Source organism: Clostridium sp. X (assembly GCF_055755365.1).
Genome location: NZ_CM146912.1, coordinates 3,029,260 through 3,053,665, shown reverse-complemented (window position 1 = coordinate 3,053,665; position 24,406 = coordinate 3,029,260). Strand labels below are relative to the sequence as shown.

24 protein-coding genes are annotated in these 24,406 nt (G+C 31.0%); 16 read left to right on the top strand and 8 right to left on the bottom strand.

Annotation, left to right across the window (positions count from 1 at the left end; translation table 11 throughout):
- The first annotated feature begins 31 nt into the window (after positions 1–31).
- From ACX0KU_RS15350 to ACX0KU_RS15340, 3 genes are all read left to right on the top strand, one after another.
- Positions 32–280, top strand: coding sequence for a hypothetical protein (locus ACX0KU_RS15350; RefSeq protein ID WP_472990851.1), 249 nt, complete (start codon positions 32–34; stop codon positions 278–280).
- A complete protein-coding gene (locus ACX0KU_RS15345; protein ID WP_472990850.1) occupies positions 280–900 on the top strand; it encodes a DMT family transporter in 621 nt (206 codons plus the stop codon). The genes ACX0KU_RS15350 and ACX0KU_RS15345 overlap by 1 nt, the downstream gene beginning before the upstream one ends.
- Before the next feature lie 355 nt (positions 901–1,255).
- Positions 1,256–2,638 carry a citrate/2-methylcitrate synthase gene (locus ACX0KU_RS15340; protein WP_472990849.1) on the top strand — a complete coding sequence of 461 codons (1,383 nt, stop codon included), beginning with the start codon at positions 1,256–1,258 and terminating at the stop codon, positions 2,636–2,638.
- Between the two features lie 94 nt (positions 2,639–2,732).
- Here ACX0KU_RS15340 and ACX0KU_RS15335 read toward each other — a convergent pair whose 3' ends face one another.
- Positions 2,733–3,593 carry a mechanosensitive ion channel domain-containing protein gene (locus ACX0KU_RS15335; protein ID WP_472990848.1) on the bottom strand — a complete coding sequence of 287 codons (861 nt, stop codon included), beginning with the start codon at positions 3,591–3,593 and terminating at the stop codon, positions 2,733–2,735.
- Positions 3,594–3,826: 233 nt separating this feature from the next.
- Here ACX0KU_RS15335 and ACX0KU_RS15330 point away from each other — a divergent pair, with 233 nt between their 5' ends.
- The 3 genes from ACX0KU_RS15330 to ACX0KU_RS15320 are packed head-to-tail and all read left to right on the top strand — an operon-like array spanning position 3,827 to position 6,924.
- Positions 3,827–5,002 carry an efflux RND transporter periplasmic adaptor subunit gene (locus ACX0KU_RS15330; RefSeq protein WP_472990847.1) on the top strand — a complete coding sequence of 392 codons (1,176 nt, stop codon included), beginning with the start codon at positions 3,827–3,829 and terminating at the stop codon, positions 5,000–5,002.
- On the top strand, positions 4,989–5,684 hold the full coding sequence (locus ACX0KU_RS15325; protein WP_472990846.1) for an ABC transporter ATP-binding protein: 696 nt from the start codon (positions 4,989–4,991) through the stop codon (positions 5,682–5,684). The genes ACX0KU_RS15330 and ACX0KU_RS15325 overlap by 14 nt, the downstream gene beginning before the upstream one ends.
- Before the next feature lie 34 nt (positions 5,685–5,718).
- Positions 5,719–6,924: an ABC transporter permease gene (locus ACX0KU_RS15320; protein ID WP_472990845.1), complete on the top strand. Its 1,206-nt coding sequence runs from the start codon at positions 5,719–5,721 to the stop codon at positions 6,922–6,924.
- Positions 6,925–6,949: 25 nt separating this feature from the next.
- Here ACX0KU_RS15320 and ACX0KU_RS15315 read toward each other — a convergent pair whose 3' ends face one another.
- Positions 6,950–8,374 (bottom strand): MATE family efflux transporter, encoded by a 1,425-nt coding sequence (locus ACX0KU_RS15315; protein ID WP_472990844.1) that lies wholly within the window; start codon positions 8,372–8,374, stop codon positions 6,950–6,952.
- Between the two features lie 172 nt (positions 8,375–8,546).
- Here ACX0KU_RS15315 and ACX0KU_RS15310 point away from each other — a divergent pair, with 172 nt between their 5' ends.
- The 6 genes from ACX0KU_RS15310 to nifJ all read left to right on the top strand — a co-directional run bounded on the left by ACX0KU_RS15310 (position 8,547) and on the right by nifJ (position 14,733).
- On the top strand, positions 8,547–9,200 hold the full coding sequence (locus tag ACX0KU_RS15310; RefSeq protein ID WP_472990843.1) for a hypothetical protein: 654 nt from the start codon (positions 8,547–8,549) through the stop codon (positions 9,198–9,200).
- Between the two features lie 130 nt (positions 9,201–9,330).
- Positions 9,331–10,005 carry a manganese catalase family protein gene (locus ACX0KU_RS15305; RefSeq protein WP_472990842.1) on the top strand — a complete coding sequence of 225 codons (675 nt, stop codon included), beginning with the start codon at positions 9,331–9,333 and terminating at the stop codon, positions 10,003–10,005.
- Positions 10,006–10,117: 112 nt separating this feature from the next.
- Positions 10,118–10,267: a hypothetical protein gene (locus ACX0KU_RS15300; RefSeq protein ID WP_472990841.1), complete on the top strand. Its 150-nt coding sequence runs from the start codon at positions 10,118–10,120 to the stop codon at positions 10,265–10,267.
- 186 nt (positions 10,268–10,453) lie between these two features.
- Positions 10,454–10,591: a hypothetical protein gene (locus tag ACX0KU_RS15295; RefSeq protein ID WP_472990840.1), complete on the top strand. Its 138-nt coding sequence runs from the start codon at positions 10,454–10,456 to the stop codon at positions 10,589–10,591.
- Between the two features lie 186 nt (positions 10,592–10,777).
- A complete protein-coding gene (locus ACX0KU_RS15290) occupies positions 10,778–10,960 on the top strand; it encodes a hypothetical protein (RefSeq protein WP_472990839.1) in 183 nt (60 codons plus the stop codon).
- A 242-nt stretch (positions 10,961–11,202) separates the two neighbouring features.
- On the top strand, positions 11,203–14,733 hold the full coding sequence (nifJ, locus tag ACX0KU_RS15285) for a pyruvate:ferredoxin (flavodoxin) oxidoreductase (protein WP_472990838.1): 3,531 nt from the start codon (positions 11,203–11,205) through the stop codon (positions 14,731–14,733).
- 171 nt (positions 14,734–14,904) lie between these two features.
- On the opposite strand, the gene ACX0KU_RS15280 is transcribed toward nifJ, so the two are convergent.
- Positions 14,905–15,072, bottom strand: a complete 168-nt coding sequence (locus ACX0KU_RS15280; RefSeq protein ID WP_472990837.1) for a CDIF630_02480 family spore surface protein — start codon at positions 15,070–15,072, stop codon at positions 14,905–14,907.
- 171 nt (positions 15,073–15,243) lie between these two features.
- Here ACX0KU_RS15280 and ACX0KU_RS15275 point away from each other — a divergent pair, with 171 nt between their 5' ends.
- Complete coding sequence (locus ACX0KU_RS15275) at positions 15,244–16,578, top strand: FMN-binding glutamate synthase family protein (protein WP_472990836.1); 1,335 nt, start codon at positions 15,244–15,246, stop codon at positions 16,576–16,578.
- A gap of 140 nt (positions 16,579–16,718) precedes the next feature.
- On the opposite strand, the gene ACX0KU_RS15270 is transcribed toward ACX0KU_RS15275, so the two are convergent.
- Positions 16,719–17,573 carry an SDR family oxidoreductase gene (locus ACX0KU_RS15270; RefSeq protein ID WP_472990835.1) on the bottom strand — a complete coding sequence of 285 codons (855 nt, stop codon included), beginning with the start codon at positions 17,571–17,573 and terminating at the stop codon, positions 16,719–16,721.
- A gap of 180 nt (positions 17,574–17,753) precedes the next feature.
- On the opposite strand from ACX0KU_RS15270, the gene ACX0KU_RS15265 reads away from it, so the two are divergent.
- Both ACX0KU_RS15265 and ACX0KU_RS15260 read left to right on the top strand, forming a co-directional pair.
- Positions 17,754–18,092 carry a YtrH family sporulation protein gene (locus ACX0KU_RS15265; protein ID WP_472990834.1) on the top strand — a complete coding sequence of 113 codons (339 nt, stop codon included), beginning with the start codon at positions 17,754–17,756 and terminating at the stop codon, positions 18,090–18,092.
- Complete coding sequence (locus tag ACX0KU_RS15260; RefSeq protein WP_472990833.1) at positions 18,080–18,550, top strand: sporulation membrane protein YtrI; 471 nt, start codon at positions 18,080–18,082, stop codon at positions 18,548–18,550. The genes ACX0KU_RS15265 and ACX0KU_RS15260 overlap by 13 nt, the downstream gene beginning before the upstream one ends.
- A 192-nt stretch (positions 18,551–18,742) precedes the next feature.
- On the opposite strand, the gene ACX0KU_RS15255 is transcribed toward ACX0KU_RS15260, so the two are convergent.
- From ACX0KU_RS15255 to ACX0KU_RS15240, 4 genes are all read right to left on the bottom strand, one after another.
- Entirely contained in the window at positions 18,743–18,913 is a 171-nt protein-coding gene (locus tag ACX0KU_RS15255) for a hypothetical protein (RefSeq protein ID WP_472992480.1), read from the bottom strand.
- 56 nt (positions 18,914–18,969) lie between these two features.
- Positions 18,970–19,125 carry a hypothetical protein gene (locus ACX0KU_RS15250; RefSeq protein ID WP_472990832.1) on the bottom strand — a complete coding sequence of 52 codons (156 nt, stop codon included), beginning with the start codon at positions 19,123–19,125 and terminating at the stop codon, positions 18,970–18,972.
- Positions 19,126–19,267: 142 nt separating this feature from the next.
- Positions 19,268–20,029 carry a 4Fe-4S binding protein gene (locus ACX0KU_RS15245; protein ID WP_472990831.1) on the bottom strand — a complete coding sequence of 254 codons (762 nt, stop codon included), beginning with the start codon at positions 20,027–20,029 and terminating at the stop codon, positions 19,268–19,270.
- Between the two features lie 515 nt (positions 20,030–20,544).
- Positions 20,545–21,891 (bottom strand): aminotransferase class V-fold PLP-dependent enzyme, encoded by a 1,347-nt coding sequence (locus ACX0KU_RS15240; protein ID WP_472990830.1) that lies wholly within the window; start codon positions 21,889–21,891, stop codon positions 20,545–20,547.
- A 212-nt stretch (positions 21,892–22,103) separates the two neighbouring features.
- Here ACX0KU_RS15240 and ACX0KU_RS15235 point away from each other — a divergent pair, with 212 nt between their 5' ends.
- On the top strand, positions 22,104–24,389 hold the full coding sequence (locus ACX0KU_RS15235) for an ATP-dependent Clp protease ATP-binding subunit (RefSeq protein WP_472990829.1): 2,286 nt from the start codon (positions 22,104–22,106) through the stop codon (positions 24,387–24,389).
- Positions 24,390–24,406: the final 17 nt, after the last annotated feature.

Below are 24,406 nucleotides of genomic sequence, written 5' to 3'. Positions count from 1 at the left end.
ATATTTAATAATTGTAAAAAGGAGGAAAAATATGGAAGAAGGGGATTTGAATAAAGAACATCTGAAAGCAAAAGGATTACTATTAGCTACAGCAGTTCTTTGGAGTTTTGGAGGTATACTTATCAAACTAGTAAATTGGAATCCAGTTGCTATTGCAGGAATGCGAAGCGCTATTGCGGCTCTGTTACTGTTAGTGATTATAAAAAAACCAAAATGGATTTGGAGCAAGGTTAGGATTGGAGGTATAATAGCATACGTATCAACAGTTATATTTTTGTAATGGCTAATAAGTTAACTACGGCTGCTAATGCAATTCTTCTTCAGTATACAGCACCTGTATACATAGCTATATTGGGTAAGTTTTTCTTAGATGAGAAAACGGAAAGAATGGACTGGTTTTTTATAAGCATTATTATTGGTGGAATGATATTATTTTTTATAGATGATATAGGGGGAGGAAGCTTAAAGGGTAATATACTTGCTATATTGAGCGGTATCTCTTTTGCTTCTAACGTTATATTTATGAGAAAACAAAAAGATGGTAGTCCAATTGAGAGTATATTTTGGGGAAATGTATTTACAGCTATAATTGGAATACCTTTTATGTTTAGATCTTATCCAGATGCAAGAAGCTGGACAGGACTATTATTATTAGGAGTTTTTCAAATAGGTATGTCCTATTTCTTATACGCTAAAGCAATTAAAAATGTCACTGCTCTTGAAGCGGTATTAATTCCAGTAATTGAGCCAATATTAAATCCATTGTGGGTATTTTTGTTTTTAGGAGAGATACCAGGGAAATGGTCATTAGTAGGAGGAGTAATAGTATTGATGTCAGTAACAGGAAAAGCATTATATACTACTATTAAAACTGATAGAAGCAGAAAAATTTCATGCTAATTAGTAACAAAACATATCTATGATGCAGTAATATACTATATAAGTGAAATTTTATAGTGAGTAATTATTAATGCAATATGAAATTTTATAAAACTTAATTGCAATACCGTAACTATAATTTTTTTCTGAATTATTTATTTAAAATGAAAAAATAAGTAATGTTGCCATTTAAAGCGTAAATACTGATGATTGATTTTAATGTTAGATATATATATAATAATATAAATGAAATAATATATATAAAATTATTCATTTATGCAGTAATTTATATTTATTATACATATGATATGTGGTAAAATGTATTAAGTTAAATTATACTTAAGGATTTTCTATTTAAATGGGGGTTATGGGGATTATGATTAATGGATATAGCGAAGAAATTATTAAAAGTAGAATATTTACTGAGGGTGTTTTAGATGATCTTTCACAAGTTGCTAAAAAAAACAATTTAATTGATCCAGAGTTTTATACTAAGTATGATGTTAAAAGAGGATTGAGAAATGAAAATGGAACAGGAGTATTAGTTGGGCTTACAGAAATAGGAAATGTACATGGATATATATCAGATGGTGGCGAAAGAATACCAGATGAAGGCAAGTTAACTTACAGAGGAATAGATGTAATGGAGATCGTAGATGGATTTCAAAGGGAAGACAGATTTGGATTTGAAGAGGTATGTTATCTGCTTTTATTTGGAGAATTACCGAATAAGAGCAGTTTATTAAAATTTGAACGTATTCTTGGAGAGTGTAGAACTTTACCAGATGGTTTTACAGAGGATATGATACTAAAGTTTCCAAGTAATAATATAATGAATAAACTTCAAAGAACAGTGCTTGCCACATATTCTTTTGATAATAATCCAGATGACACAAGTGTTAAAAATATTTTAAGACAAAGTATTGAGCTTATAGCAAGAATTCCTACAATGATTGCATATGGATATCAAGCAAAAACTCACTATTATGATAATCAAAGCTTATTTTTGCATTCACCAAGACCTGAGCTTAGTACTGCAGAAAATATACTTTATATGATAAGATCTAATAATGATTACTCTAGAACAGAGGCTGAAGTGCTGGATTTAGCCTTAGTTTTACACGCAGAGCATGGTGGAGGAAATAACTCAGCTTTCGCAACACATGTAGTATCATCTACGGGAACAGATACGTACTCTGCTATAGCTGCTGCTGTAGGTTCTTTAAAGGGACCGAAGCATGGTGGAGCTAATATAAAGGTACTAGGTATGATTGAAGATATTAAAAACAATGTAAAAGATTGGGGCAATACTGCAGAAATAAGAGAGTACCTAATTAAGATCTTAAACAAGAAAGCTTTTGATGGAGCTGGATTAATATATGGAATGGGTCATGCTATATATACTTTATCAGACCCAAGATCTGTGCTTCTTAAAGAAAAGGCATTAGACCTAGCAAAAGAAAAAGGAAGAACTGATGAGTTTAATTTCTATAGAAATATAGAAAATTTATCTATTGAACTATTTAGAGAACTAAAAGGTAATAATGCTATATGCGCTAATGTGGATTTTTACTCAGGCTTTGTATATGACATGTTAAATATACCAAGGGAATTATATACTCCACTATTTGCAGCAGCAAGGGTACCTGGATGGTGTTCTCATAGAATTGAGCAAGTAGTAAGTGAACCAAAGATTATAAGGCCAGCATATAAAAATGTTAGAAATATGCAAGAGTATGTATCGTTAATTAACAGATAAATAAGAATATAAAAAAATCAGCTTGAGTTTAGAATTATTATCTAAGTTTAGGCTGATTTTTTTATTAAATTTAAATAAAGATAAGCACATCTATTTATAACAATTCTATATCGTCATGTTTAGAGAACTCATCTAAAAAATTCTCTACTATATCATGCTTTAAGTTTCTAAAATTTCGTGCTTTACAAATAAATCTCAAGTTTAAACAAATTTTTCCAGAATCTACAGAAGTGTATACTATATGAGAAAGATTTTCATAATAAATTGGTAAGGTTTTTGATGCAATATTTAAGGAATCCTTGGCTTCTTCTTCTATATAGCCTACTTTATCGTTAGCAATAGATAGTAATATATCTTTGGCTTTTCTCCAGTTACTTTTTAGGGTAAGATTCACTTCAAGCTCGTTCCAAGTAAAAGGGAAGGAATTTGTCTCATTTATAAGTTCTTCAGTAAGAACTTTTATATTTGGTATATAAGTAATTCTTCCAGTACTTTGTCCATGAGTTTTATTGTCGTTTTCTACAACCTCAATTATAGTGGTGTAAAACCAATCTACTGCTAGTACATCTCCAAGAGCCTTACCCAGTTTTATTCTATCACCAATTTGAAAAGGCTTTCGAGTGTTAATGATAATCCATCCAAGAAAATTAGCTACAACATCACGGAATGCAAGGGCAAGTCCAGCAGAGAAGATACCTAAAAATGTTATGATCTTATCAGATGGAGACATCCATATTGGTATAATGATTATACAACACAAAATATTTATTAATAATGAGGATGTTTTTTTATATTTTATTATGTCTTTGGAATCTGAATTAGATTTATCAATAAAGGAACGTATACTCTTTTTTGATAGACGCAATATAATTATAATAACTAAAGTTATCATCAATCTTATTAAGACACTAATAGTTTGAAACTTTGAACATAATTCTGATAAAAATTCAGGCATTAGATTTACTCTCCTTTATTTAAAATTTCACTTAGATATATGTATTATAATATAAAAATAGACTATTAAAAAGAAACTGAATTAAATAAATAAGTACAAAAAGTTATTTCACATTCAGTCTAATAACTTTATTTTTTGATTAAATAAGATGAGTAATGTCCATATTAATAATACTAATTAAAATGTGGAAAGTAAGATTTATATTAACTTATTTAATTGAAAGGAAAGATAAAATGAACAAAAGAAAAACAACAATAATAATCATATTACTGATATCACTTGCCATAATTTACGTGAAATTATTTCCAAGGAAATCAAGTGTAGTTAAGGTTAGAGTTTCAGAGGTTATAGTAGGAGATATTAGAGCTTATATGTCTACCTCAGGGATAGTAAAGTCAAAACAAAGTAAGGAGTATTTTGGAACACAATTTAAGGTTAATAAGATAAATGTAAAAGTTGGAGAAGTGGTAAAAAAAGGAGATGTAATATTATCGTATGATGTAGAAGATGTAAAAAGTGCAGAAAAACAAGCAAGAATACAGTATAATAATGCCCTACTTCAACAAAAAGACATCATAAATCAAAGAAATCAGATAAATAATAAAATATCTGAACTAGATAATAAAATTAAAGAAATAGAAAATAGTACTAATCCAGCAGAATTAGCATTACTTCCAGCGTATAAACAGCAAAGAGAGGTACTGCAACCTATTTCAAATGAAAAGATAAAGCAGATGGACAATTCAGTTTCTCTTGCAAAAACAAGTTTGGATTTAGCTAAGTCGAGACTCTTACTAGTAGAAAAAGGCATTGTAGCAGACTTTAATGGAACAATTACTGCACTCAATGTATCCGAGGGATCTATATCAAATCCAGCTCAACCAGTAACAGTATTAGAAAACATAGATAATTTAAAAATAACAGTATCAATAGGAAGATATGATGCATCTAAAGTTAAGCTTGGACAGGAAGTGGTTGTAAGAGATGCTGGAAAGATTTTAAAAGGAAAAGTTTCTTTTATAAATCCAGTAGCTAAAGGAACCACATCAATGTCTGCTGTAGGAGGAGATACTACGTTATCAGTAGATATTGATATACTTGATAAATCAACAACTTTAAAGGTGAATTTTGATGTTGACGTAGATATCTTAGTATCAAGTGTAAATAATGTAATCAAGGTTCCAGCAGAAGCAATAATAAGTGATAAATATGATAAAAGTTATACTCTTGTAAATGAGGGTGGAGTAGCAAAGGAAAGAGAAATTAAAATAGGAATACAATCAGATACTGAGGTAGAGGTTCTTGAAGGATTAAAAAAAGGAGATAAGGTTATTTTAAACCCAGGAAGTGTAGTTAAAGCTGGCATGAAGATTGAGGAAATTGTGGAGGATAAGAATGCTAGAAGTTAATGATGTTATTAAAACCTATATTAATGGTGACATAAACTTTATGGCTTTAAAAGGTGTTAGTCTTAAGGTAAATCAGGGAGAATTTACATCTATTATGGGAGCATCAGGATCAGGAAAATCTACATTTATGAACATATTAGGCTGCTTAGATCGAATGGATAGCGGAACATATCTATTAAATGGAAAAAACGTATCTAATCTTAAAGATGATGAATTAGCACGTATTAGGAATAAAGAAATTGGATTTGTATTTCAAGCTTTTAACTTACTTCCAAGAATGAGCATTCTAGAAAATGTAGAACTACCTATGATTTATAGCGGAATGCCTTATAAAGAGAGAAGATATAAAGCGCTAGAAGCTCTTAGAAAAGTGGGATTAGAAGATAGGGTAAAACATAAACCTACTCAAATTTCAGGAGGGCAAAAGCAGAGAGTAGCTATTGCTAGAGCTATTGTAAATTCACCATCAGTAATTATGGCAGATGAGCCTACAGGTAATTTAGATACAAAGTCTACCAATGAAATAATTAAAATTTTTCAAGATTTAAATGATGAAGGAGCCACCATAATAATAGTTACTCATGAGCCAGATGTAGCGAAGTATACAAAGAAAATAGTGATGTTTAGAGACGGGGAGATAGTTTCTTATGAAGATGTAAAGGATAGAATATTTATTAGATAAACATATAGATTAGATGGTGTGAGGAGGTGGAATTATGAGTTTTATTGAAAATTTTAAGATTTCTTTAGAAAGTATAAAGTCTAATAAATTAAGATCTTTTCTTACTATGTTAGGTATAGTAATTGGAATCAGTTCAGTAATAACCCTTGTGTCCCTTGGGCAAGGAGCAAAGGAGAGTATAACAGGTGAGTTTGAAAAGATAGGTGCTGCTACAATAAGCATTAAAGTGAATTTACAAAAGGCAAGTAGTAGTGATTTTATAACTAATGATGATGTACGGGAAATTAAGGAAAGGGTTCCTACAGTAAAATATGCATCACCATCAATTCATAAACAAGGAATAATAAGTTCAGAATCTACCATGAAAAGGGCGCATATAAGTAGTGGCAATGATGAAATGTTATATATTGATAACTATGAAATAATACACGGAAGATTTTTTAATAAAAGAGAGTATCAAGAGGGGAAGGCAGTAGTAGTTCTTGATGAAATAGCTGCAAGAAGCCTATTTGGATATACAGATGTTACAGGAAAAAAAGTTAATATAGGTTCAAAGTTGTCACCTAAGAAAGCTACAATTATAGGAATTACAAAGAGTCAGATGGGTATCTTTGGAGGGGTTGATGAGAATATGCCAGCATTTGCAGTAGTACCATCAACATTTATAAATAGTTTATACGCTGATACTGTTCTAGATGTAATAATGTTAAGTGCAACTTCAAAGGAAGATGCTGAGAGTGCTGGAAATGGTGCTATACATGTTTTGGAAAGTAGACATAATAATAAAGGAAGAGAAGTTTACAAACCCGAAAATATATTAAAGCAATTAGAACAAGTAAATAAAGTAATTACGATATTTACAGCTTTTATAGGAGCTGTTGCAGCTATTTCACTTTTAGTAGGCGGAATAGGGGTCATGAACATTATGTTAGTTTCCGTAACAGAGAGGACGAGAGAAATAGGTATAAGAAAGGCTATAGGGGCTACAACAAAGAATATTTTAATGCAATTTTTAACTGAATCTCTAATACTTTCACTTATAGGTGGAATTATAGGAATGATAATTGGAATTTTAGGAGGTACTTTAATAGGCAGCTTTGTAAGGGTTACTCCTGTATTATCACCCACTACTATACTAGGAACTTTACTTTTTTCATCTTCAGTAGGGATATTTTTTGGAATATATCCAGCTAAAAAGGCTGCTAAACTTGACCCTATAGAAGCATTAAGATACGAGTAAAAGGAGAATTATTAAATTAATTCTCCTATATTATTTCTTTTTTATTTTTTTCGAATTTCTCTAGATGTTTTATAGCTAACATTTCCTTGTACAAGAAAATGCTTGTAAGGATTGCTGCAACAATATCTGCTATAGGCTGAGATATCCAAAGACCGTTTAAACCTAAAAATCTAGGAAGAATTAGAATAATAGGTATTAATACTATAACTTGTCTTAGAAAAGATAAAAATATAGAAATCTTAGCTTTTCCTATTGCTTGAAAATAGTTAGAAGCTACAACTTGATAACCTATTACAGGTAAGAATATTAAGTCGATTTTCAGTCCACGAGAGCCAAGTGTTATTAATGCTGGGGCATCTTTTGCAAAAGCCATAAATAAAATATGAGGGAAGAATTGAATAATTATAAATCCAATAGAAGCAATAGAAATTCCAGCAGTTATTGCTAGTTTTAAGGTTTTTTTTACTCTATAGTATTCCTTGGCACCATAATTGTAGCCTAATATTGGCTGGGCACCTTGGTTAATACCGAATATAGGCATTAATATAAGCATTGATATACTAGCAATAATACTCATTGCAGCAACGGCAGTTTGGCCACCATATTTTAGTAATCCCCTATTATATAATGCAGATACTGCACTAGTAGCAAGTTGCATTGAAAAAGGAGATAGTCCAATAGAAAGTATCTCTAAAGTTAGTTTTTTATCTAGTTTTAAATTGATTCTTTTAAGTTTAAGAACGCTTCCACTATTTTTACTTATAAAATAATGCAGAACTAGAGCAGTAGTTACGGATGAAGATAATATTGTAGCAATAGCAGCTCCTCGCGACTCAAGTCCAAATCCTATATTTATTTGAAAACCAAATATAGTTAATGAATCAAATATAAAAATTGGATCTAGAATAACATTTAAAAAAGCACCCACAAGCATAGTTTTCATTGCGATTTTAGGGTTTCCCTCAGAACGAATAATGTTATTTATACCAAAACCAATATTTTGAAATACGGCACCAGCAAGTATTATAGTTATATATTCTTTTGCATAAAATATACTTTCCGGATTAGCACCAAAAGTTTTTAGAATTGGAGTCAAAAATAATATTCCTAAAATAGAAACAAGTAAAGAGAATAATATTTCTAAGATTAGTGCTAAAGCTAGTATTTTCTCAGCACTTTCTTTGCTTTTTTTACCTAATTTTATTGATATTAATGTAGCTGCACCAATTCCGACTAACATTCCGAAAGCCATTATAGTACTAGAAATAGGCATAGTTATGCCGACACCAGCTAAGGATTTTTCACCTACACCTTGTCCTATATTTCCTATATAAATTCTATCCACTATATTATATAGTGCATTAACAAGCATTCCAATAATAGCGGGAATTGAAAACTTTAAAAGAAGACTTCCTATACTTTTCGTTTCAAGTTCCTTTGATTTATTCATAAGAATCACCTCTCTAATATGTAAGCAGAAATTGCAAAAACATATTATACCATATGCATAGATTAATATGTAGATTAGAATAAAAATATATTGTACGGAAAATATAAATATAAGGGTTCGTTTGGTATTAGCTTATGAAAGTTACAAATGTTAGAAAGGTTAGGTGATTTAGATGAGAATACAGCAGGAATTTATAACACCTATTATTTCTGCTACTGCTGTAATAATGGGATCTCTCATTGGTGCAACATGCACGTGGATTACTACAAATCATTCTACGGTAAAAACAATAGAAGTTGAAAATAAGATTGTTGAAGATAGTAGAAAACATAAAGAAACAGAGAAAAACTTAAAGCTCTGTGAAAATATAAATATAATAAGGCTTGATATATGTAATTCTATATTTCAGAGTATTAGAACTTTAAATCATTTTGATAGTAGAGATTTTACAAATAGATACCCTATCCCTATAAATAAAGACTACTCAAGAGTTGTGTCTTCTTTAACAGGTAAATTTAATTTAAAAGAATTAAGTTATATATATCAGTTATATGGAATACTAGAAACGGTAAATAAGCACATAAATGAATTAAAATTTGATGATAAGGAAGGATATGACTTAGTAAGGCTGGATTGTGAATTGCTGCTCAGTAAAATATATGGAACTAATTACAAAGATATTTTACAGTTAGATATTGATAAGATTAGTTACAAGGAACTATATAATAATGACTTTATAAAGATAGGATATAAAAATGTGCTGAGTAAATTAGATGCCAATAGCTATGCAGAATTAAATAAGGAAGAAAATGAACAAGAAAGCTAGAGGAATCTTATCTAGCTTTTTTTGTTTATAAAAAGTTATTATGTATATTATAAAAGGAGTCACGCAAAATATTACAGTAAATAATATTAAATAGTAAAATACATAAAATTTGTTAGGAGGAAAAGATTATATGTTTAAACATGATAAGGCATTATTAAAAGAGGTAAGGGTTGAAGGACCTAATCCGCAATATGCGGTTCTACTTCAAGAGCAATTAGGTGGACCACAAGGTGAACTTAAAGCAGCAATGCAGTATATGTCTCAAAGTTTTAGAATAAAAGATCCTACAATAAAGGACTTATTCCTAGATATTGCAGCAGAAGAATTAAGTCATATGGAGATGGTAGCTCAAACTATTAATCTTTTGAATGGTCACGAGGTAAATGCCAATGGTGTTATAGCAGGAGAAATTGAAACGCATGTATTAGGTGGACTTAGCCCTATGCTTATGAATTCTTCAGGTCATCCTTGGACTGCAGATTATGTAAATGTAACTGGAGATTTAGTGGCAGATTTATTATCAAATATAGCAGCTGAGCAAAGAGCAAAGGTAGTTTATGAATATCTGCATAGGCAAATAAATGATAAATATGTAAGAGAAACTATAGACTTTTTACTTAATAGAGAGGAAGCACATAATGCTTTATTTAGGGAGGCATTAAATAAAATTAAAGATACAGGCTCAAATAAAGATTTTGGAATTACTGAAGACTCTAAATTATATTTTGATTTATCTACTCCAGGAAGATATTTTGAGAATCCAGACCCAGCAGCACCAAGTTTTGAAAATCCTAGAGCACATTAATATAGAAATAATTTACTTTGTAAAAAGAATAATTTACCAAGTATTAAAAGATTAAAACAAGACAAAATAACATAGTAAAAATTATTAAACCCAAATTTGAGGAGGAACAAAAATGAACAATAACAACAACAGAAACAACAATAATAATAGAAACAACGATTTAAACAACAACAGAGACAACAATAACAATAACAGAAACAATGATTTAAACAACAACAGAGAAAATAATAATAACAACAGAAACAACGACAATTTCAGATAGGAAGTTTAGTTGTAATAATATAAAGAAGGTTTCTTTTAAGGAACTTCTTTTTATTGTGGTTATGAAGTTAGAAAAATATAAAATTTATTTTAAAATATCATAACTTCATGATATTAAATCTATATAAAAAAGATAAAATAACAGAGTGAAAATTATTAAACCCAAATTTAGAGGAGGAACAAAAAAATGGATAATAATAATAACAATAACAACAGAAACAACAATTTAAATAACAACAGAGACAACAATAACAACAACAGAAATAACAATTTAAATAACAACAAAGAAAACAATAACAACAGAAACAACGAAAACTTTAGATAAGAAATCTAATAAAACAACAAAAAGAGTTTTTCAAAGAAACTCTTTTTGTTGTTTTATTATTGTTTAATTATATATTAATTTTAGTCCTAAAATCATAGCAATTTGTTTACCAGAGATTTAATAGTATTAAACCTTGTCCAAAAACTAAAAATAATGAAGTAGACTAAAAAGGAGGAGAAAATTAATATGAATAATGAAAAGTCAGATAAAATAATTAATGAAGAACTTAAGAATATAGAAAAAAACTATGTGTATGCAGAGGGATACCTTAATAACAACGCTAGCCGCATGCCAAAAGAAGATATTAAAAATCTAAATGAAAAACAAGAAAATAGAAAAGAAAAAATTAATGAACTAAAATTTCAATAGATATATAAACTAATAATATTTAAACACAAAGGTTATTTCTAATGGAAAATTAAGCTCATAATTGATCTGAGGAATAGTATTTTACTATTCCTCAAATTTTTGTATGTAAATATACGCATTCTATAATAATCATACATTATTAAAAAAATATAAAAAAGTTCCAAAATTTATGTATGGTAATTAAATAAAATCAAATAATAAGTAGGTATAATTAAGATTTACATAAAGAGGAGGTAATATATATGGGAAAATTTATGACCATGGATGGAAATCAAGCAGCAGCTTATGCATCTTATGCTTTTACTGAAGTAGCTGCAATATATCCGATTACACCATCTTCACCCATGGCAGAATTAGTAGATGAGTGGTCAGCACACGGTAAAAAGAATATATTCGGGCAAACAGTTCATGTAAGTGAGATGCAATCAGAAGCAGGTGCAGCAGGAACAATGCACGGTTCTCTTGCGGCGGGAGCTTTAACAACTACCTATACAGCATCACAAGGATTACTTCTAATGATTCCAAACATGTATAAGATGGCCGGAGAGTTGCTTCCGGGAGTACTTCATGTAAGTGCTCGTGCACTAGCAACTCATGCATTATCAATATTTGGAGATCATCAAGACGTAATGGCTACTCGTGAAACAGGAGTTGCTATGCTTGCTTCATCAACTGTTCAAGAGGTAATGGATTTAGGATGTGTTGCCCACTTATCTGCAATTAAGGCAAGAGTACCATTCCTACACTTTTTTGATGGATTTAGAACATCACATGAATATAAGAAAATAGAAACTATAGAGTATGAAGATTTAGAAAAGCTTGTAGATCACAACGCAATAAAAGAATTTAGAAAAAGGGCTACAAATCCAGAGCATCCTACACATAGAGGAACTGCACAAAATGCAGATATATACTTCCAAGTAAGAGAGGCTTCCAATCCATTCTACAATGCTATTCCAGATTTAGTAGAAGATTATATGAAAGAAATAACTAAACTAACAGGACGTGAGTATCATCCTTTTAATTATTATGGGGATGAGAATGCAGAATATGTAATAGTAGCTATGGGTTCTGTATGCGATACAATAGAAGAAGTTATAGACTATTTAATTAGTAAAGGAGAAAAGGTTGGAGTAGTTAAAGTTCACTTATATAGACCATTCTCACTAAAATATTTCTTTAATGTTTTACCAAAGAGTGTAAAGAAAATTGCAGTGCTTGATAGAACTAAGGAACCAGGTTCACTCGGAGAGCCTTTATATCAAGATATAGTTCATTTATATAATAATAAAGAAGTGAGACCACTAATAGTTGGAGGTAGATACGGAATTGGTCAGAAGGATACTACACCAACTCAAATCATCGCTGTATTTAAAAACTTAAAAAGTGATACTCCGAAAGATGGATTCACTATTGGTATCGTAGATGATGTAAATAATACTTCATTACCAGAAGAAGATATTATAGATACTACACCAAAAGGAACTATAAGCTGTAAGTTCTGGGGCTTAGGATCAGATGGTACTGTTGGAGCAAATAAAACAGCAGTAAAAATAATTGGAGAAAATACTAAACTAGATGTTCAAGCATATTTTTCATATGATAGTAAGAAATCTGGTGGTACTACTATATCTCACTTAAGATTTGGTGAAAAAGCAATAAAATCTCCGTATTTAGTATATAATGCAGACTATATTGCATGTCACAACAGATCTTTTATATATAATTACGATATATTAAAAGGATTAAAAGAGAACGGTGTTTTTGTACTTAATTGTCCATGGAAACAAGATGAATTAGAGGAAAAAATACCAGCATCTATAAGAAGATATATTGCAAAAAATAATATAAAATTATATACAATTGATGCAATTAAAATTGCTTCAGAGATAGGACTTGGAAATAGAATTAATATGATAATGCAATCTGCTTTCTTTAGTGTTGCTAATGTAATTCCAGTTGAAGATGCTGTTGAACATTTAAAGAAATCAGTTGTAAAAACTTACGGCAAAAAAGGCAAGAGCATAGTAGATATGAATCAAGCTGCAATAGATAGGGGGGTAGGAGGACTTGTTCAAATAGAAGTTCCAAAAGCTTGGGCCAGTGCAGAAGAAGAAAAGGATAAATTCCCAATAAAAGATGAGCCAGACTTTATTAAAAATATTCAAAGACCTATAGCAAGACTCGAAGGAGATGAATTACCTGTAAGTGCATTTGTAGGTATGGAAGATGGATTATTCCCTAATGGAACTACAACTTATGAAAAACGTGGTATTGCGGTAATGTTACCTGAATGGCAAATAGATAAATGTATTCAGTGTAACCAATGTTCATATGTTTGCCCACATGCAACTATAAGACCATTCTTATTAGATAAAGATGAATGTAACAATGCACCAGATACATTTAAGACTAAGAAAGCTATTGGAAAAGGTCTAGAAAATTATGAATATCGTATTCAAATATCACCAATGGACTGTACTGGATGTGGAAACTGTGCAGATATATGTCCAGCTAAAGGCAAAGCAATAATAATGAAACCAGCAGAGCATGAGATGGAAATGGAGTCTGAAAACTGGGAATTTGCAACTACTATAATTCCAAAAGAAGGTGCAGTAGATCATAATACATTAAAGGGAAGTCAATTTAGAAAACCTCTTCTTGAGTTTAGTGGAGCATGTCCTGGATGTGGTGAGACTCCTTATATAAGACTCTTAACTCAACTATTTGGAGATAGAATGCTTATAGCAAATGCCACAGGATGTTCATCAATTTGGGGAGCTAGCGCACCATCAATGGCTTATTCAACTAATGCAGAAGGAAAAGGTCCAGCTTGGGCTAATTCATTATTTGAAGATAATGCTGAATTTGGATATGGAATGTTCTTAGCTACTAAACAAATAAGAAATAGAATAGCTGATTTAATGAGAAAAGCTACTGATACAAAGATAGATGAAGAAGTAAAAGAAGTTATACATGAATGGCTTCAAGGTAAAGATGATGGAGAAGCTTCTAAAATTGCAACTGCAAGATTCTTAGATATAGTAGAGCAACATAAATGTGAAGACAATGAATTAATTAAGGAGATTTTAGAAAATAAAGATCATCTTATTAAGAAATCCCAATGGATACTAGGTGGAGACGGATGGGCATATGATATTGGATATGGTGGATTAGATCAAGTTCTTGCTATGGGTGATGATGTAAACATTTTTGTAATGGATACAGAAATCTACTCAAATACAGGAGGTCAATCTTCTAAAGCTACACCAACAGCAGCTGTAGCAAAATTTGCAGCAGGTGGTAAGAGAATAAAGAAAAAGGATCTTGGAATGATGGCAATGAGCTATGGATATGTCTACGTAGCACAAATATCCATGGGTGCAAATATGAACCAAACTATAAATGCTATTATAGAAGCGGAAAAATATAAAGGACCTTCATTAATAATTGCTTATTCTCCATGTGTGAGTCACGGTATACGAACTGGTATGGGAACAAGTATATCTGAAGAAAAGAAGGCAGTAGAGTCTGGATATTGGCATTTATATAGATATAACCCAATGCTTAAGGAAACCGGAGCAAATGCATTTAGATTAGAATCTAAAGAACCAACAGAGTCTTTCAGAGACTTCATATTAGGAGAAATCAGATATACATCCTTAGCAACTGTATTCCCAGATGCGGCAGAAGAATTATTTACAGAAGCAGAAAAGCATGCTAAAGAGAAATACAAAGTATACAAAACATTAGATGATTGTGGATATCTATAGTTTGTTGTTAAAATTATAATAATAAGCATAAATAGATTATATATGAAAAGCGGATTCCGAGGAATCCGCTTTTTTTACTTGTAAAAACAAAAGGTGCTGTTGCACCTAGAAATTATTTTCAGGTTTGAAACAGCACCAGTTTGTCAAAAAACTGCATATAAAGATAAGTACTTATTTGTGATTTTCATCAACCCAGTCTTTAGCTTCAAAAATTTCAAGTTCACTTGGTATAGTAACTTGAGAAATATTTTGAGTAGCTTCTATATTTGCCCAGGCAGCAGTTTCGTGACGCTCAATAGGAACTGCCATAAAACGTTCTTTATACTTATTATCAGACATTGTATATCCCTCCTTTATTTTAGTATTTGAAAATATAGCAAAATTTATAGATAAAATTTATAAATAAAAATTATATTTAATTTGTGAATAACTTTCTCTCAATACTCAAAAAATGCTAGTAACATAAGAAGAGTGTAATACAGTTTTCTTATAATACAAAGGAGGTAAATTATGTTTCAAGGTATAATTAGAGGTTTGGTAAATAGTGCATCTGATGAGATGATGGAGAGGTTACTTAAAGATTCATACAATGAGAATCTTTTTGTTATGGCTACAGCAGCTCAGAAACTCACATTAAAAGCTATAATTGAAGCATCTATGAGAGCTCAATCAGGTCAAATACTTAAGAGAGCTTACGGTAGTCCCAATGTTCAATCTCCATGGGAGAAAGTATTTCTAAATCCAACTCAACTTTTTTCATTGCCTACAGATGATAAGACTCAAATAAGTACGGGAGTGACTATTGGAAAGAGAGCAAAGAAACCTTTAGAACTTTCAATGCCAATTATGATAACAGGCATGTCTTATGGCGGATCCCTAAGTCTAAAAGCAAAGGTAGCTTTAGCAAAGGGAGCATCACTTGCAGGAACATCAACGAACACTGGTGAATCAGCACTTTCAAATGAAGAAAGAGATGCAGCTAAATATCTTATAGGACAATACAATCGTGGGGAATGGATGAATACTGAAGATCAATTATCTAGACTAGATGCTATAGAAGTACAGCTAGGACAAGGTGCTTGGGGAGGAGCAGTTAAGTCTATAACAAGTGCAGAGAAAATAGATGAGCATTTAAGAGATACATGGCATATTGAAAAAGGAGCAGATGGGGTAATTAAACCTAGATTAACGGGAGTAAATACTTCAGAAGACATAATTAATTTATTAAATGGATTAAAAGAAAAGTATGAGGTTCCTATAGGTATTAAAATTGCAGCTACTCATTTTATAGAAAAAGAACTAGAAGTAGTTCTAAAAACCAATGTAGACTATATTGTAATTGATGGAGCTGAAGGAGGAACAGCAGTATCTCCACCAACACTTTCAGACGATATGGGGCTACCTACTTTATATGCTATAGCTAGAGCATCAAAGTATTTAGAGCTAAAATGTGCAAAGGATAAGTATGATTTAATTGCAGCAGGTGGACTTAAAACTCCAGGAGAGTTTTTAAAGGCTATAGCATTAGGAGCAAGTGCTGTATACATAGGATCTATAGCACTAGTATCAATGTTACAAGATCAGTCTGTAAACGCAACTCCTTCAGAACCTACACCGCAACTTGTATTATATGATGGAAAGCTAAAAGAAGATTTAGATATAGAAAGAGGAGCAAAGAATCTTAATAATTTCTTAAATTCATCGGTTGAAGAAATGAAGCTAGCACTCACAGCTATGGGAAAGACAGATTTTTCACAATTAGATATTAGGGACCTAGTTACAGTTGACAAAGATTTATCGGATAGTCTAGGAATTGAATATGCAGGATTTCCTAGTTCAAAGTAAAGTAATATTTAATACAATAGAATAGGTAATTTTTTATAAAAACTCTAGGTGTTTTTCTAAACTGCTCCCAGTATACTTTTAATAAGTATATAGGAAGCAGTTCAGTAGGCCTAGAGTTTTCATTTTAAGGATAATGAAATTTAGCTTTCAGTTATTTTTCCACCATTTATGTGAATTACTTGACCAGACACATAAGAGGAGTCTTCGGAAGCTAGATATACGTAAGCTGGTGCAAGTTCACAAGGCTGACCAGCTCTACCCATTGGTGTAGTAGTACCAAATTTTGCAACATCTTCTTTTGAGAAACTAGAAGGAATTAAAGGAGTCCAGATTGGACCAGGAGCTACAGCGTTTACTCTAATACCTTCACTAGCTAAGTTTAATGATAAGGAACGAGTAAAGGTTGTAATAGCACCTTTTGTACTAGAATAATCAAGTAAAGTCTCATGACCAGCATAAGCTGTTATGGAACTAGTGTTTATTATACTGCTTCCCTTTTTAAAATGAGGTAGTGCAGCTTTAGTTAAATAAAAAATAGAAAATATGTTGGTTTTAAAAGTAAGCTCAAGCTGTTCGGTAGTTATATCTAAGATACTATTCTGAGGATATTGAACTGCTGCATTATTTACTAAGATATCTATGTGATCAAAAGAACTCATAGTATCGGTAATAACCTTTTGACAAAAGTTTTCATCTCCTAAGTCTCCAGCGATAGCAAGACAACGGCGTCCTTTTTTTTCAATCATAGATTTAGTCTCGTTTGCATCTACTTCTTCGTTTAAATATACTATTACAATGTCTGCTCCTTCACTTGCAAAAGTTAAAGCAACAGCCTTACCAATACCGCTATCTCCACCTGTAATTATTGCTACTTTATTAAGGAGCTTTCCAGAAGCTTTATAGTCTGGATTTTCAGAAGTTGGTTTTGGCGTCATTAATGTTTCAAGGCCAGGTTGAGTATCTTGATGTTGAGGATCAAATTTTGTTGGAAACATATATATTTATACCTCCAGATTAAGTTTTATTCTATAGTATTTTGTTTATTAATTTAATTTTTATACTGAGGAGTAAGAAGTAAAGCGCTACAAGTTTATTCACAAGTAAAGTTAAGTGATATTGAAGAGATTTATATCATAAATTATATAGAATTATTATTCTGTGTAAGGGTGGTATAAGTGTCTAATTTTATTTCAAGCATTATATATAGTTTTTTTATATCTTTAGGAGTTTTATTAGGAGCAACTTTTTTTGCAGGAGTAGGAGCTTTGATTAATAATGATCCTCCTTTAAAAACTATGATGGATTTAGCTAGTTCAATAAAAATTTGGGCAGTAGCAACAGCTCTAGGAGGTACTTTTTCATCCTTTGAAGTAATTGAGGGAGGAATTTTTAAAGGAGAGATTGGAGCTCTTATTAAACAAATTATTTATATACTGTCGGCTTTGATTGGGATGAATATAGGCATGAGGTTATTAAAACTCCTTCAAAAATGTGGTGAAATATGGGTAAAATAAAAAAGTTGAATTATTTTCTATTCTTTTTATTGGGTATATGTTTAGGTGGATTAGTGGGAGTTATACTAATAAACTCTCTTATTAGTTATAGAATTGATAATTATATAAAAGAAATTCAATATCTTAAAACTGTGATTGAAGAAAAGAATGATAGATTTGAGAAACTTGAGGCATCTATTGAAAAAAGGAGATTTATTGTTAAAGAAATAGAGGTAGAATTAAAGTATGATAAGGAAGAAGAAAGAGATGATATAACAAAGATTGCTCTTGAGAAACATATCAAAGATAAATTTAAAGGATTAATTGGAAAAGATGTTGATAAAGTTGATGGGGAAATTTTATATGAAATAATTGATAGAAGAATAATGAAACTAGATGGAAAAGAATATCAATTAAGTATAAAGAGAATGGTAATTTCTCAAGTAGTAAAGTTTTGGATAACAGTAAAAGTGATTTAAAAACCTTAAATTACACATGAGAATACATAGAAAAAGTGCATAAAGTTTTATTTAGAAACTTTACCCATTCTTCTGCATATCATTAAATTTAGCAAGTAAAATAACTTATCTTCACCTTGAATATAACCATACTTCATATCCATTTCCTAGTTGCCACCCATTATATTAAAATAGTTTTATGAAAAATAAGGCCTATGCTGAATCCTTTTTCTCATTTTTGAAGAAGGATAAGCTATATGGAAGAAGATTTAAAACTAGAGCTGAAGCTCGAATGGCAGCTTTGCTGATAAGGTCTGTTACTATTTCCACAACAATAAATCCAGCAGAAATTTTTTGTCCTGCTGGATTTATCTTTCGTGGCAATTCTATTTTGCAACTTTTTAAAAATACTTCTACTTTTTTCGTGGGAACCTAATACCTTATTCTTTTTCGTCAGTTTTTTCTTCGACTCTTTTTTGCAAAAGGGATTCGCACTGGAACCCATCTATTCCATCTTGGCAGTAAGGCTTACCGTATGTGGGACAATCCTCAACGTCCATATTTTCAAACTTACACCAGAATAAATTCATACACATTTTTACCACTCCTAGTATAATAATGATATAGCAACTAAGGGCTATTCTTTTCTTAATAAATTTTAAAAATAAGTAACGGAAGAAAATTCTCTTTCTTCCACTTTAGAAATGGGATTGTTACAGCTGGTAGTCAACTCCAATCCTATGCATTTCCAATTTTACTTTTTTCCTTTAAGGCTAATCCTTCTTCTTCTGTAGCTAGCGATAAAAGATTAATTGGACAATTTTGTGTACAAACACCACATTTGATACAGTCCACATTGTTAAACTGATTTTTATCTGAGAAATCTAAATATGGTGCTAACTGAACAGGACAGACTTTTTCGCATTTAGCACAGCTTATACATTTATTTTCATCTGATATTGTCACTTTTTTCTCAATTTTTTTAGTTGCGCCTACTAATGTCCCTAGTTTATAAGAAAGCTTTTGTAGAGTTCCCATAGGGCAAAATTGACACCAGGTTCTTGGATTCACCGTTATGGCTAGTAATCCACCTACAATCATAACCATTAAATAAGTAGTTGAGAAAACCATTCCCAATTGGTCTAAAAAGTCGTATTTTCCCCAAAATGGTATGACTGCTATAATTCTACGAACAAAGTTAAACATAAAGAATACAAAAAATAAACTAATCATTGCTTTAGAATAAAAAAAATTAGGGATTTTTTTATTTTTACTAAGTGGTAGCATAATTACATCAAATAAACTACCATGAGGGCACATGTTACCACACCAGTAACGTCCTGTGAAAAAGGACGTTGCAGTTAATCCAGCCATAATTAGCACCACTAATAGTCCTAATTTAGGTACCCATAAACCACCAATAGCTACTAGTACAGTAAATATCCAGCCATATTTTCTAATGGGGGTGTATGCTCGATTTGCTTTCATATATTTTTTCATTTATATCTCCTCCTTAAATAGGCCTATCTACCCTACGGGGGTATAGTGGTATTGTACGCCTTTTTTAAAAAATTGTCAAATTAGGTATTCAACATTTTAGCTGGCATAGCTATTTTATTAAAAATTATCTATGTACAAACTTGGGAGCAAGTCAAAAAAGGATTCCACTTCGCTACATCTATTTATTTACAAATACCTCCGGGACAATGTCATAAACTTAATTAAGAAAAAAGAAAAATCTATTCCATTAATTGGAAAGGTAAAGACTTGTAAATATTGCTATAGTGACATACATATATATGGGACAAGATGTCCTCATTGTACATCAGAGTTATAAGGAAGCTCACTCTCTTTTCTACTTTAGAACGATATCTGGTTCAGCCGTGAAGTGTCACAATTTAAGAAGTTACCTATAAATAGAAAAGATAGTCCCTTAGAGTAGAAGTTTAAGTGACTATCTTTTTTCAGTTAGAGCAAATTAGTTTAAAATATTTAATAAAACAGAAGTATTTATATTAATTAGATGTTTGAAAATATAAGTCATTAGGTAAGGAGTTATATTTATCTTTATATAATTCCTTATTTGATACTATTTTTTTTAGGGTATCTACCAAGATATCAACTTCTCTACGAGTATTATATATTCCAAAGCTTACTCTAACCATACCAGGTTCATGACTGCCTTCTTTTACTCTTTCTTCTATTTCTTCTTTTGTCATTCTTAGCAACTTTTGTACATAGGGCTGAGCACAGAAACATCCATTTCTAACAGCAATCCCAGCTTCATAAGATAGGATTTTTGCTATTAATTCGTGATTCATTTCACTTATATTAAAGGCTATAGTGCCTATACGTTGATGAGAATTCATTCCATCACAATATATCTTTAAATCAGGGACTTGACTCAAAGCTTTAAGAGCATACTGAGTTAGTTCATTTTCATGACGTTCTACATTATCCATGCCCAAGGAATTTAAAGTTTCTATAGCTGTAGCTAAAGCTATTACACCAACAACATTAGGTGAACCTGCTTCATCTTTTTGAGGAGATTCACTCCATTTAATATAGTCATGAGTTACTATATCAACAGTACCTCCTCCAGTATAGTCTGGTGGTAAATTTTCAAAATCTACTCTAGAGCCTACTAATACTCCAATTCCAAAAGGAGAGTACATTTTATGGCCTGAGAATACTAGATAGTCAATATGATCCTTTGAGGAGGAGGGTTTTATATCTATCTTTGCATGAGGAACCAATTGAGCTCCATCTACTAGAATTTTGGCACCATATCTATGAGCAAGTCTAGCAACTTCGTGTATAGGATTTCTATACCCAGTAATATTAGAGGCGCCTGTAATAGTAACTAGTTTAACCCTTCCGTTATATTTCTTTAATTTATGTTTTAGATCCTCTAAAGATAATCTTCCACATTCATCAACTGAAATATAATCTATATTATATTTCCTCCAGGGTAAATCATTGGAATGATGCTCCATATCTGTTGATAAGATAACATCGTCTTTATATTTATTATAGAGCATATTAGAAAGTTTGTTTATGGCTTCAGTAGTGTTTTTTACAAAGATAACAGTATGATCTTTAGGGTCTGCATTAATAAACTTTAAAATTATATTTCTACTATCCTCATATAATTTAGTAGATAATTGAGATTTATAGCCAAAGCCTCGGTGGACAGAAGAATATAGTGAAAGAAATTTTATAACTTCTTGAATTACTGTGGTAAAAGGGGGTGTTGTTGCTGCATTATCGAAATTTATAGCTTGACTATAGTTTCCGTCTAATAATGGAATTCTAGAAGTAACGCCCATTATTAATTTTCTATAGAAAGAAGATTCATTCATAAAATCACACTCCAAATAGTAATCCTATTATAGTTTATTAGAGATTAAGTGAAATGGTGTTATATAATGTAGGAAAAAAGCAAGAAAGTAATAGTTCATTATTTTTTAACAAATTGTTTCTATTAATATAATTGATAAAAAAGTATAGTTAAAGTATGATATACTTTAACTATATTAATTGCATTTACTATATGAATACGGAGATGATCTATATGCAAAAATGTTCTATATGCAATAAAAATACAGCAACCATATATACAGCAAAAGTTGAAAATGGAAAATCAGAAATGGTAGGAATATGTTTAGAATGTGCAAAGAAAATGGGATACCCTCTTATGGAGCAATTGATGAAACAAATGGGCATAACGCCAGAAAATATGGAGAATATAGCTGAACAAATGAATGGAATGTTCCAGGATATAAGTATGGATGACTTAGGAGAAAATAATTTACTTTCTAATCTTTTCAGTGGAATATTTCCACAGGAGAAAGAGGACAGTATTGAGGATATTGAAAATTTTCAAGAGGAAAATAAAGCATCTAAAAATGTAGAAGATAAACAAGATACTAAAAATAAGGGTGGACTATTTAAAAAGAAAAGAAAACACCTTGATTTATATGGGATAAATCTAACTAGAAAAGCTAAAAATGGAGAAGTTGATAAGGTAGTTGGAAGACATAGAGAGATAGATAGAGTTATTCAGATTCTTAATAGAAGAAATAAGAATAATCCTATATTAATTGGAGAACCCGGTGTAGGTAAGACTGCTATTGCAGAGGGATTAGCAGTTAGAATTGCACAGAGAGAAGTTTCAATTAAATTATTTGATGCAGAAGTATACCTGCTTGATCTCACATCTATTGTAGCAGGAACACAGTTTAGAGGTCAATTTGAAGGTAGAATGAAATCCATTATAGAAGAGGCAAAGGATAATGGAAATATTATTTTAGTGATTGATGAAATTCATAACATTATTGGTGCAGGAGAAGCTCAGGGTGGAGCAATGAATGCAGCAAACATTCTAAAGCCAGCTTTAGCAAAGGGAGAAATACAAGTAATAGGGGCAACTACACTAGAGGAATATAGAAAGCATATTGAAAAGGATTCGGCTTTAGAGAGAAGATTTCAACCAATTTTAGTAGAAGAACCTACAAGCGAAGAGACTGTAGAAATTCTAAAAGGTATTAAAAGTTATTATGAAGATTATCATAAAGTAAAAATTTCAGATGAAGTTATAGAGTCTGCTGTAATATTATCAGAAAGATATATATCAGATAGATTTTTGCCAGATAAAGCTATAGATGTTATTGATGAAGCTGGTTCCAGAGCGAATTTGAAGAATCAAGGCTTAGTAGAATTAAAAGCTTTAAAGGAAGAACTAGAAGAAATACAATTTAATATAAAACAAGCAGCAGATAATAATGATTATGAGGGAGCTGCACAATATAAGGTAGAGGAATGTAAGATACAAGAGCAGATTAGAAACATTGAAAGTAAAAGTAATAGCGTAGAGTTAGATATTGAAGATATTGCATATGTTATTGAAGCTTGGACTAAGATTCCGGTGCAAAAGATTACTGAGGAAGAGGCTCAGAAGTTAATTAATCTAGAGAACAAATTGCATAAAAGAATTATTGGTCAGCATGAAGCTATTGTTTCACTTTCAAGAGCAATAAGACGTAATAGATTAGGTTTTAAGAAGAAGAAGAAACCATCTTCATTTATTTTTGTTGGACCTACAGGAGTTGGTAAAACAGAACTTGTAAAAGCTTTAGCAGTAGAACTATTTGGAAGTGAGGACTCACTTATACGAGTGGATATGTCTGAATATATGGAGAAACATACAGTTTCTAAACTTATTGGAGCTCCTCCGGGGTATGTTGGGTATGATCAAGGGGGTCAATTAACTGAAAAAGTAAGAAGAAAACCTTACTCTGTTATTTTGATGGATGAAATAGAAAAAGCTCATCCAGATGTATTTAACATGTTACTTCAAATCCTTGAAGATGGAAGATTAACAGATAGTCAAGGAAGAACTGTTTCTTTTGAAAATACAGTAATTATAATGACATCCAATGCAGGAACTAATTTTAAGTCTTCTGGAATTGGTTTTGCACAAGAAGGATATAGTGCATTAGAGAAACATGTTAAGGGAGCTTTAAAAGAAATATTTAAACCTGAATTTTTAAATAGAGTTGATGAAACTATTGTGTTTAAAGCTCTAAAAAGAGATGAACTTTATAGCATTATGGACTTAATGTTAAAAGAAGTTATAAATGAAGTTAGTGAAAAAAAAATAACTTTAGATATTTCTAAAGAAGCAAAAGACTATATATTAGAAGTTGGATATGATGAAAAGTATGGGGCAAGACCTTTAAGAAGAGCTATTCAAAAGTATATTGAAGATGAGATTGCAGAACAATATTTACAAAAGAAGTTTGCTGATGGATCGCACATAAAGGTTGAGTTAAAAGAAGGTAAGCTTTCTTTGGAATAATTTGAATTATAAAGTTG